The sequence below is a fragment of the Shinella sp. Sh6 genome, assembly GCF_055392685.1.
In genome coordinates, this window is the sequence record NZ_AP044005.1 from 1,303,922 (window position 1) to 1,313,240 (window position 9,319).

General features: G+C 65.1%; 11 protein-coding genes. 5 read left to right on the forward strand and 6 right to left on the reverse strand.

The window, feature by feature from the left end; translation table 11 throughout:
- Positions 1–196 precede the first annotated feature (196 nt).
- The 3 genes from rpsK to rplQ all read left to right on the forward strand — a co-directional run bounded on the left by rpsK (position 197) and on the right by rplQ (position 2,164).
- A complete protein-coding gene (rpsK, locus tag ACZ5TO_RS06360; protein WP_023513823.1) occupies positions 197–586 on the forward strand; it encodes a 30S ribosomal protein S11 in 390 nt (129 codons plus the stop codon).
- A 100-nt stretch (positions 587–686) separates the two neighbouring features.
- Positions 687–1,697 carry a DNA-directed RNA polymerase subunit alpha gene (locus tag ACZ5TO_RS06365; RefSeq protein WP_184142163.1) on the forward strand — a complete coding sequence of 337 codons (1,011 nt, stop codon included), beginning with the start codon at positions 687–689 and terminating at the stop codon, positions 1,695–1,697.
- 44 nt (positions 1,698–1,741) lie between these two features.
- On the forward strand, positions 1,742–2,164 hold the full coding sequence (rplQ, locus tag ACZ5TO_RS06370; RefSeq protein WP_184142161.1) for a 50S ribosomal protein L17: 423 nt from the start codon (positions 1,742–1,744) through the stop codon (positions 2,162–2,164).
- Positions 2,165–2,400: 236 nt separating this feature from the next.
- Here the strand turns inward: rplQ and msrQ are convergent, their stop codons facing one another.
- On the reverse strand, positions 2,401–3,045 hold the full coding sequence (gene msrQ, locus ACZ5TO_RS06375) for a protein-methionine-sulfoxide reductase heme-binding subunit MsrQ (protein ID WP_464799928.1): 645 nt from the start codon (positions 3,043–3,045) through the stop codon (positions 2,401–2,403).
- Entirely contained in the window at positions 3,045–3,986 is a 942-nt protein-coding gene (gene msrP, locus ACZ5TO_RS06380; RefSeq protein ID WP_464799929.1) for a protein-methionine-sulfoxide reductase catalytic subunit MsrP, read from the reverse strand. Before msrP ends, msrQ begins: the two co-directional genes overlap by 1 nt.
- Positions 3,987–4,183: 197 nt before the next feature.
- Between msrP and ACZ5TO_RS06385 the strand changes: the two genes are divergently transcribed.
- A complete protein-coding gene (locus ACZ5TO_RS06385) occupies positions 4,184–5,587 on the forward strand; it encodes a DegQ family serine endoprotease (RefSeq protein ID WP_464799930.1) in 1,404 nt (467 codons plus the stop codon).
- Positions 5,584–6,891 (forward strand): replication-associated recombination protein A, encoded by a 1,308-nt coding sequence (locus tag ACZ5TO_RS06390; protein WP_184142153.1) that lies wholly within the window; start codon positions 5,584–5,586, stop codon positions 6,889–6,891. The genes ACZ5TO_RS06385 and ACZ5TO_RS06390 overlap by 4 nt, the downstream gene beginning before the upstream one ends.
- 1 nt (position 6,892) lies before the next feature.
- Here the strand turns inward: ACZ5TO_RS06390 and ACZ5TO_RS06395 are convergent, their stop codons facing one another.
- The 4 genes from ACZ5TO_RS06395 to ACZ5TO_RS06410 form a co-directional block, all read right to left on the reverse strand.
- Entirely contained in the window at positions 6,893–7,213 is a 321-nt protein-coding gene (locus tag ACZ5TO_RS06395) for a DUF1883 domain-containing protein (protein ID WP_184142151.1), read from the reverse strand.
- Between the two features lie 157 nt (positions 7,214–7,370).
- Positions 7,371–8,006 carry an alpha/beta hydrolase family protein gene (locus ACZ5TO_RS06400; RefSeq protein ID WP_464799931.1) on the reverse strand — a complete coding sequence of 212 codons (636 nt, stop codon included), beginning with the start codon at positions 8,004–8,006 and terminating at the stop codon, positions 7,371–7,373.
- A 37-nt stretch (positions 8,007–8,043) separates the two neighbouring features.
- Complete coding sequence (locus tag ACZ5TO_RS06405) at positions 8,044–8,214, reverse strand: hypothetical protein (RefSeq protein WP_184142147.1); 171 nt, start codon at positions 8,212–8,214, stop codon at positions 8,044–8,046.
- Between the two features lie 58 nt (positions 8,215–8,272).
- Complete coding sequence (locus ACZ5TO_RS06410; protein WP_464799932.1) at positions 8,273–9,265, reverse strand: endonuclease/exonuclease/phosphatase family protein; 993 nt, start codon at positions 9,263–9,265, stop codon at positions 8,273–8,275.
- Positions 9,266–9,319: the final 54 nt, after the last annotated feature.

Below are 9,319 nucleotides of genomic sequence, written 5' to 3' on the forward strand. Positions count from 1 at the left end.
TCTTTTGAGTTTCGAGCGGGGTTTGTGTTTCATCAAATCCCGGTCGGTGGAGCTGCTGGCACTACGGCAGTGACGATATCGCCGCAGACAGGCGCCTTCGGGACGGTCTGCAAATACTGTTCAGGGCAGGGGTTCGTCCCGGCCCGGTGGAGCCGCTGGCATTACGGCGGTGTCGAGATCAACGAAAGGACTATCCATGGCCAAGGAAGCCGCACGCGTCCGCCGTCGCGAACGCAAGAACATCACCTCGGGTGTTGCTCACGTCAATTCTTCGTTCAACAACACGATGATTACCATCACCGACGCACAGGGCAACGCCATTGCCTGGTCGTCGGCCGGTGCGAAGGGCTTCAAGGGTTCGCGCAAGTCGACACCGTTCGCCGCACAGATCGCCGCCGAAGACTGCGCCAAGAAGGCCCAGGAACACGGCATGAAGTCGCTGGAAGTCGAAGTCTGCGGTCCGGGTTCCGGCCGTGAATCGGCTCTGCGCGCCCTCCAGGCTGCCGGCTTCATGATCACGTCCATCCGCGACGTGACGCCGATCCCGCACAACGGGTGCCGTCCGCGCAAGAAGCGCCGCGTCTGATCATCGCATTCGAACAATCGCGGAGGCCGTCCGGCTTCCGCGATACTTCAGGGCTCGGCCGCCACGATTGGATGGTGGCGGCGAACGGAAGGCAAAACACATGATCCAGAAAAACTGGCAGGAACTGATCAAGCCGAACAAGGTGGAGTTCACCTCCTCCGGCCGCACCAAGGCAAGCCTTGTTGCCGAGCCGCTGGAGCGTGGCTTCGGCCTGACGCTCGGCAACGCGCTGCGCCGCGTGCTCCTGTCGTCGCTGCGCGGTGCGGCTGTCACCGCCGTGCAGATCGACGGCGTCCTGCACGAGTTCTCCTCGATCCCGGGTGTCCGGGAAGACGTGACGGACATCGTGCTCAACATCAAGGAAATCGCCATCAAGATGGATGGCGACGACAGCAAGCGCATGGTCGTGCGCAAGCAGGGCCCGGGCGTCGTTACGGCTGGTGACATCCAGACCGTCGGCGACATCGAGATCCTGAATCCCGACCATGTCATCTGCACCCTCGACGAGGGCGCGGAGATCCGCATGGAGTTCACGGTCAACAACGGCAAGGGCTACGTGCCGGCCGACCGTAACCGCTCCGAAGACGCGCCGATCGGCCTCATCCCGGTCGACAGCCTGTACTCGCCGGTCAAGAAAGTGTCCTACAAGGTGGAAAACACCCGTGAAGGCCAGGTTCTCGACTACGACAAGCTGACGATGACCATCGAGACCGACGGTTCCGTCACCGGCGAAGATGCGATCGCGTTCGCTGCCCGCATTCTCCAGGACCAGCTCTCGGTCTTCGTCAACTTCGACGAGCCGCAGAAGGAAACCGAGGAAGAATCGGTCACGGAACTGGCGTTCAACCCGGCGCTCCTCAAGAAGGTCGACGAACTGGAACTTTCCGTCCGTTCGGCGAACTGCCTGAAGAACGACAACATCGTCTACATCGGCGATCTCATTCAGAAGACCGAAGCCGAAATGCTTCGCACTCCGAATTTTGGTCGCAAGTCGCTCAACGAGATCAAGGAAGTTCTCGCTTCCATGGGCCTGCACCTCGGCATGGAAGTGCCGGCCTGGCCGCCCGAGAACATCGAAGACCTCGCCAAGCGCTACGAAGACCAATATTAACCGTCAAACGGCAGGCCGTAGCCTGCATGTGAAGGAGAACCGAGATGCGCCACCAGAATTCCGGTCGCAAACTCAACCGTACCGCCAGCCACCGCAAGGCGATGTTCGCCAACATGGCTGCCTCGCTCATCCAGCATGAGCAGATCGTAACGACGCTTCCGAAGGCGAAGGAAATCCGCCCGATCGTCGAGAAGCTCGTCACCCTCGGCAAGCGTGGCGACCTGCACGCTCGCCGTCAGGCGATCTCGCAGATCCGCGACGTTGCCGTCGTCGCCAAGCTGTTCGACGCGATCGCAAGCCGCTACGCCAACCGCAACGGCGGCTACCTGCGCATCATGAAGGCCGGCTTCCGCCACGGCGACAACGCCCCGCTCGCCGTCATCGAGTTCGTTGACCGCGACGTCGACGCCAAGGGCGCCGCCGACAAGGCCCGCGTCGCTGCCGAAGCCGAAGCTGAAGCCGCATAAGTCCTTCGGGATCGGATAATTGAAAAAGGCCGGGAGAGCGATCTCCCGGCCTTTTTGTTTTGTGAGGTCGTCTACGTCCTTCGAGGAAGGCCTGCCCGTGCTCATCGCGCATTCTGCACGCCCGCACCTCATCTCAGACGTCATCCTCGGGCTTGACCCGAGGATCCAGAGCGGCACCCGGGGCGTGGATGCTCGGGTCAAGCCCGAGCATGACGGAGGAGAGGGGTGGTTTATTTCTACGCTCTCTTGAGTTGCACGCGCCCGCCCGGCCCACGCTTCCACTTGTTGAAATACGGCCGCACCGGGCGCCATGCCAGCAGTACGGCCACCAGCGCGATATAAGTCCACGGCTCCAGGCCAACGACCTTCACGGACATGGCGAAATGGAGCGCTCCCGCGGCGGCGATGATGTAGACGAGGCGGTGCAGTTTCGTCCAGCGTGGCCCGAGCCGGCGGATCGACCAGTTGTTCGAGGTCAGCGCCAGCGGGATGAGCAGCACGAAGGCGGCCATGCCGATGGTGATGAAGGGGCGCTTGGCGATATCGATGAGGATCGCCATGAAATTCAGGTACTGGTCGAGCACCATATAGGTGAGGAAGTGCATCAGCACGTACCAGAAGGCCAGCAGCCCGAGCGCGCGGCGGTAGCGGACCCAGTTGAGGCCGAAAAGATCGCGGATCGGCGTGATCGCGAGCGTCGCGACGAGGAAACGCAGTGCCCACAGGCCCAGGAGGTGCTCGAACTCCTTGACCGGATTGCCGGGGAGCCGCCCCGTCGCGCCGAGCCAGAAGCCCCAGGCGGCCGGCACGAGGCCCGCCGCATAGAGGAGCCAGATCGAAGCCGCATGATATTTCCGGGGCAGGGCGGGCAGGAGCGTCATCAATAGTTCGCCCGAAGGTCCATGCCGGCGTAAAGGCTTGCGACCTCCTCGCCGTAGCCGTTGAAGGGCAGCGTCGGCCGGCGGTTCGCGCCGAAGAAGCCGCCTTCGCCGATGCGGTTCTCGCTCGCCTGGCTCCAGCGCGGGTGGTCGACCTCCGGATTGACGTTGGCGTAGAAGCCGTATTCCTGCGGCGCGGAAATGTTCCAGGTGGAAGGCGGCTGCTTGTCGGTGAGTGTGATCCTGACGATCGACTTGATGCCCTTGAAGCCGTATTTCCACGGCACGACGAGGCGGATGGGTGCGCCGTTCTGGTTCGGCAGCGTCTTCCCGTAGACGCCGACGGAGAGGATCGTCAGCGGATGGCGCGCCTCGTCGAGCCGCAGGCCCTCGACATAGGGCCAGGGCAGGGACTGGAAATAGCCGGACTGGCCGGGCATCTCTTCCGGCCGCACGATCGTCTCGAAGGCGACGTATTTCGCATCGCCCAGCGGCTCGACCTTGTCGAGGAGAGCGGAAAGCGGAAAGCCGACCCACGGGATCACCATGGACCAGGCCTCCACGCAGCGCATGCGGTAGACGCGGTCCTCCAGCGGCATGGCGAGCAGCTCCTCGAGGCCGAATTCCTTCGGCTTGCCGACGAGGCCGTCCACCTTCACCGTCCAGGGCGTCGGCTTGAATTTCTCCGAGTTCGCAGCCGGGTCGCCCTTGCCGAGGCCGAATTCGTAGAAATTGTTGTAGGAGGTCACGTCCTTTTCGGGCGTCAGCTTCTCGTCGACCGTGTAGCGGCTTTCCGTCGCCTTCAGGGCCTCCGCAAGAGCGGGCGTGCCGGCGGCCGCCAGCATGCCGCCGGCTGCGGTCGCGAGAAAGCTGCGGCGATTGAAGAACAGGTGTTCCGGCGTGATGTCGCGGGTGGGGATGCGGGGAGGGCGATAGACAGGCATGGCGAGGCTCGATCCGTTCGATTGTTTCCCTGACCCCTACGTAAACGGACGCCGTGTTGTTTCAACGGCGGATGTTTTTTCTTGCGGGCACTTTTTCGTGCGTGGCGTGTGAACCGTGCGGGGGATGCCCGCCGGGTTTGCCTTTTTTCCTGCGAAATCCTATCTGATCGTGGTGCGGAAACGAAGGAGACTCGTCCATGCCGAATGCCCGCATCCTGCTTGCCGCCCCGATCCTCTTCGCGCTGGCGCTCGCAACACCCGCTGGCGCCGAGGAGCGCACCGTGCCGCAATCGCGCACGGAAATGCAGCTTTCCTTCGCGCCGCTCGTCAAGCAGGTCGAGAATTCCGTCGTCAATGTCTATGCCGAGCGCGTCGTCGAGCGCCGCTCGCTGTTCGACGGCGATCCCTTCTTCGAGGAGTTCTTCGGCCAGCAGATGCCGAATCGCACCGAGAAGCAATCCTCGCTCGGCTCCGGCGTCATCGTCGGCACCAAGGGCTATGTGGTGACGAACAACCACGTCATCGAGGGCGCGAGCGATATCAAGGTGGCGCTGGCGGACGGCCGGGAATACGAAAGCACGGTGGTGCTGAAGGACGAGCGCGTCGACCTTGCCGTCCTGAAGATCAAGTCGGATACCGAATTCGCGGCCCTGCCGCTCGGCGACAGCGACGCCGTCCAGGTCGGCGACCTCGTGCTTGCCATCGGCAACCCGTTCGGCGTCGGCCAGACGGTGACGAGCGGCATCGTCTCGGCGCTCGCGCGCAACCAGGTGCGCTCCGGCGATTTCGGCTTCTTCATCCAGACGGACGCGGCGATCAATCCCGGCAATTCCGGCGGCGGCCTCATCAACATGAACGGCGAGCTGATCGGCATCAACACCGCGATCTTCTCGCGCGGCGGCGGATCGAACGGCGTCGGCTTCGCCATTCCGGCCAATCTCGTGAAGACCTTCGTCGCCAGCGCCGAGAACGGCAGCGCCACGTTCGACCGGCCCTATGTCGGTGCCACCTTCGATCCGGTAACGTCGGAAGTGGCCGAGGCGCTCGGCCTCGACAAGACGCGCGGCGCGCTCGTCTCGCGGGTGCAGGCCGGCAGTCCGGCGGAAAAGGCCGGCATGAAGCCGGGCGAGGTCGTCACCGCCGTCAACGGCATTCCCGTCGAGCATCCCGATGCGCTCGGCTACCGCCTCACCACCGTCGGCATCGGCGGCACGGCGCGCATCACGGTCATCGACAACGGCAAAGAGGAGGATCTGACGCTCTCGCTCGACCGCGCGCCGGAGACGACGCCGCGCGACGAGCGGCTGATCGAGGGGCGCAATCCCTTTGCCGGCGCGGTCGTCGCCAACCTTTCCCCGCGCGTTTCCGAGGAGCTGCGCATGCCGCCGAGCCAGGCGGCGACCGGCGTCGTCGTCACCGAGGTCAACCGCGGCTCGCCGGCCGCCCGCATCGGCCTCCAGCCGCGTGACATCATCGTCGAACTGAACGGCACCGCGGTCTCGACCACCGAGACGCTGGCCTCGCTGGTCGGCGAGAACCCGTCCTTCTGGCGCGTCGAGATCGAGCGCGACGGCCAGCGCATCCGTCAGTTCTTCCGATGAGCGACCTCTTCGCCCCGCATGAACCGGAGGAGATGGCGGCAAAGCGGCCCCTGGCCGACCGCCTGCGCCCCCGCACGCTGGGCGAGGTGTCCGGCCAGGAGCACCTGACCGGGCCTGACGGCGTGCTCTCGCGCATGATCGAGGCGGGCTCGCTCGGCTCGATGATCTTCTGGGGGCCGCCCGGAACCGGCAAGACGACCGTGGCGCGCCTCCTTTCGGGCGAGACGGGCCTCGCTTTCGAGCAAATCTCGGCGATCTTCTCCGGCGTCGCGGACCTCAAGAAGGTCTTCGAGGCGGCTCGCGCGCGCCGCATGGGCGGACGCCAGACGCTGCTTTTCGTCGACGAGATCCATCGCTTCAACCGCGCCCAGCAGGACAGTTTCCTGCCGGTCATGGAAGACGGGACGATCGTGCTCGTCGGCGCGACGACGGAGAACCCGTCCTTCGAGCTCAACGCCGCTCTCCTTTCCCGCGCCCGCGTCCTCACCTTCAAGCCGCATGACGAAGCCAGTCTCGAAGAGCTCTTGAAGCGCGCCGAGGCGATCGAGGAAAAGCCCCTGCCGCTCGACGAGGAGGCGCGCGCCTCGCTTCTGCGCATGGCCGACGGCGACGGGCGGGCGGTGCTGACGCTGGCGGAGGAAGTCTGGCGCGCCGCGCGCGCCGGCGAGACTTTCGGGCAGGACGACCTCTTCCGCATCGTCCAGCGCCGCGCGCCGGTCTACGACAAGTCGCAGGACGGGCATTACAATCTCATCTCCGCCCTGCACAAGGCCGTGCGCGGCTCCGATCCCGACGCGGCGCTCTACTACCTCACCCGCATGCTGGATGCCGGCGAGGACCCGCTGTTCCTCTGCCGGCGCATGGTGCGCATGGCGGTGGAGGATATCGGCCTTGCCGATCCGCAGGCGCTCGTCGTCTGCAATGCGGCCAAGGACGCCTACGACTTCCTCGGCTCGCCGGAGGGCGAGCTGGCGCTGGCGCAGGCCTGCGTCTATCTCGCGACGGCGCCCAAATCCAACGCCGTCTACACCGCCTACAAGTCGGCGATGCGCGCGGCGAAGGAGAACGGCTCCCTGCTGCCTCCCAAGCACATCCTCAATGCGCCGACGAAGCTGATGAAGGGCGAGGGCTACGGCGAAGGCTACCGCTACGACCACGACGAGCCGGACGCCTTTTCCGGGCAGGATTATTTCCCGGAGAAGATGGGCCGGCGGACCTTCTACGATCCGCCGGAGCGCGGCTTCGAGCGCGAGCTGCGCAAGCGGCTCGACTGGTGGGCGAAGCTGCGGCGGGAGCGGGAATAGCCTATCGGGAGGCGGCGCTGAAATTCTGCGCCGGCTTCTGCGGGGCGACCGGCAGCACCTTGATCGAGGACTGCGCCTTGCCCGGATGGCCTTCCATGTCGACCACCACATGCCAATGGCCGTTTTCGGGGATTTTCAGCCGGATCGGCGATTGCTTGGCGACGCCGCCGAGGAATTTGTGCTGGCGGGCGTTCTTGAAGAGGTCGAAATTCGTATTCGTCATCAGCCGCACATTGGCGATCGCCGAAAGCGTGATCTCGACGACGGTTCCGCCGCGCTGGCGTTCGAGATCGTAATGCGTATAGGAAAAACTGTGGGCCATTGCCTGCCTGTCCGGACGTATGTCGTTTCACGCTAATATTCCCACGTCCGGGTTAACGTTCCCTTCCGCCGGAGAGGGAAAGAGCGTTTTCTTTCAGTTGCTTATTGATGGAACCGGAATCGGGCCGGCAAGGCGTTGATTCAACGTGGGAAGATGCTCAGAGCGTTCCGGTCCAGGCCTTCACGGCCTTCGCCATGGTGGCGAGATGGTCGGCGGCGGAAAAGCCGGAAATGCTCTTGCGCGGCTTCAGGTCGTGGTCGCCGTCCTCGAGCCAGAGGATTTCGATGCGCTCCGGCAGGCCGTAGCCGGGCACCTCGTCCACCGTTCCGAACGGATCGCGCGTGCCCTGGCAGATGAGCGTCGGCGTCTCCAGCATCATCAGGTGGGCCGTGCGCAGTTGCGCCGGTTTTTCCGGCGGGTGGAACGGGTAGCCGAGGCAGAGGAGGCCGGCGGCGCGCCCCTTCCCATGCAGCCGGTCCGCCGCCATGCTGGCGACGCGCCCGCCCATCGACTTGCCGCCGATGACGAGCGGTCCCTTTGCGCCGAGCGCGGCAACGGCCGCCTCGAACTCGGGAATCAGCGTCTCGGCCTTCGGCGGCGGCCTGCGGCTGCCTTCCGAACGCCGCGCCGCCATATAGGCGAACTCGAAGCGGGCGATGCGCAAGCCTTCCGCCGCAAGCGCGGAGGCTGCGGCATTCATCGCGGGCGAATCCATCGGCGCGCCGCTGCCATGGGCGAGGAGCAGGGTGAAGGGCGCATCTTGCGGGCCGGTGAAGAGGAAGGGGACGCTCATCGCGCCGTCGGCGAGTGCAATGGGGCGGCGCTGCGCCTCACTTCGAATGATCCTTCACCTCGCCGGGGGCGATGGGGTCGCTTGCCGGGAAGGTCTCCTCCAGCGCTTCCTCCAGGTAGTCGTCCTGCTCGGCTTCGGCCGATTTCTCGCGCTGCTCGGCCTGCTCCTTCTCCAGCGAAGCCTTCGGGCTGTCCTTGTCTTTCGGCATCGTCGCCTCCTTGTCTGGTGAACCCTAAGGATAGAGTGTTTTTCGGCCGGGTCGAGGGTCAGCTTTCCGGCAGGGCCAGTTCGGCGATCACCGGCAGGTGGTTGGAGCCGAAGGCCGGGCCGACGCGCCGGGCACGCAGCGAAATGTCCGGCGAGACGGCGACATGGTCGATGGAGGCGCCGATATAGGCGAGCCGGTCGAGCTTCATGCTGAAGCGCGTCACCGGCTGCAGCCAGCCGCCGGCGGTGGAGACGAGCCCCGCCTGCCTGAGGAAGGCGCGGAAGAACGGCGACCAGCTCGGCGTGTTCCAGTCGCCGGCGACGATGACGGGCGCCTTTTCGAGATCGCCCTTCACGGCCTCGGCGACGGAGGAGAGATAGGCGTTGCGGTCCCGCCATTGCCAGAGCTTGCGCGGCGTTTCGGGATGGAGGGCATAGAGGAAGAGCGGCTTGCCCCTGAGGTCGAGCTCCAGCCGCAAGGGCTGCTTGTAGGCCTTCTCCTCCGTGAAGGCGCGCTTCAGCGCCGTCTCGGCGCGGATCGGCAGCGTCGAATAGACCTTGATGGCGTCGCGCATGACCACGGCATGGTCGCTCTCATAGGGAAAGAGGCCCGCCGCGGAAATTGCCCGCTCCCAGGCCGGCGTGGTTTCCTCCAGCACGACGATGTCGGGTTTTTCCGCCTTGAGGAGGGCGATGAAGCCGGCCGGCGGCCGCACGTTGTCGACATAGAGGTTGGCCGTCAGCACCTTCAGCCCGCTGCCGGCCGCCGACATGTGGGCGGCCTGGATATCCATCGCCGGAACGGCCGCCACCGCAAGGCCGGCGACAGCAAGCACGATGGCCTTCACCCGCCGCGTCAGGCAGGCCGCGACGAGCAGGAAAATTCCGGCGGCTACGACATAGGGCCAGGCGAAGGTGATGAGGTCGACGAGCCAGAACCGATCGGCGGCCAGCACCACGATACCGACGGCGAAGAGATAGGCGATGGCGCCCGGCAGGACGAGGGCGCGATAGGCAAGGGTGACAAGACCCCGGCGCGGTTCTATCGGCATAAACGGTTCCTTCCGCATCACGGGATTCGGTTCTGCGCGATTCCCGTAACGGGA

Excerpts from the sequence above, each read along its gene's own strand:
- ACZ5TO_RS06365 (WP_184142163.1), top strand. The coding sequence starts at position 687 with ATGATCCAGAAAAACTGGCAGGAACTGATCAAGCCGAACAAGGTGGAG.
- msrQ (WP_464799928.1), bottom strand. The coding sequence starts at position 3,045 with ATGACGCTCCTGCCCGCCCTGCCCCGGAAATATCATGCGGCTTCGATC.
- ACZ5TO_RS06405 (WP_184142147.1), bottom strand. The coding sequence starts at position 8,214 with ATGCCGAAAGACAAGGACAGCCCGAAGGCTTCGCTGGAGAAGGAGCAG.
- ACZ5TO_RS06395 (WP_184142151.1), bottom strand. The coding sequence starts at position 7,213 with ATGGCCCACAGTTTTTCCTATACGCATTACGATCTCGAACGCCAGCGC.
- ACZ5TO_RS06400 (WP_464799931.1), bottom strand. The coding sequence starts at position 8,006 with ATGAGCGTCCCCTTCCTCTTCACCGGCCCGCAAGATGCGCCCTTCACC.
- ACZ5TO_RS06390 (WP_184142153.1), top strand. The coding sequence starts at position 5,584 with ATGAGCGACCTCTTCGCCCCGCATGAACCGGAGGAGATGGCGGCAAAG.
- rplQ (WP_184142161.1), top strand. The coding sequence starts at position 1,742 with ATGCGCCACCAGAATTCCGGTCGCAAACTCAACCGTACCGCCAGCCAC.
- msrP (WP_464799929.1), bottom strand. The coding sequence starts at position 3,986 with ATGCCTGTCTATCGCCCTCCCCGCATCCCCACCCGCGACATCACGCCG.
- ACZ5TO_RS06385 (WP_464799930.1), top strand. The coding sequence starts at position 4,184 with ATGCCGAATGCCCGCATCCTGCTTGCCGCCCCGATCCTCTTCGCGCTG.
- ACZ5TO_RS06410 (WP_464799932.1), bottom strand. The coding sequence starts at position 9,265 with ATGCCGATAGAACCGCGCCGGGGTCTTGTCACCCTTGCCTATCGCGCC.
- rpsK (WP_023513823.1), top strand. The coding sequence starts at position 197 with ATGGCCAAGGAAGCCGCACGCGTCCGCCGTCGCGAACGCAAGAACATC.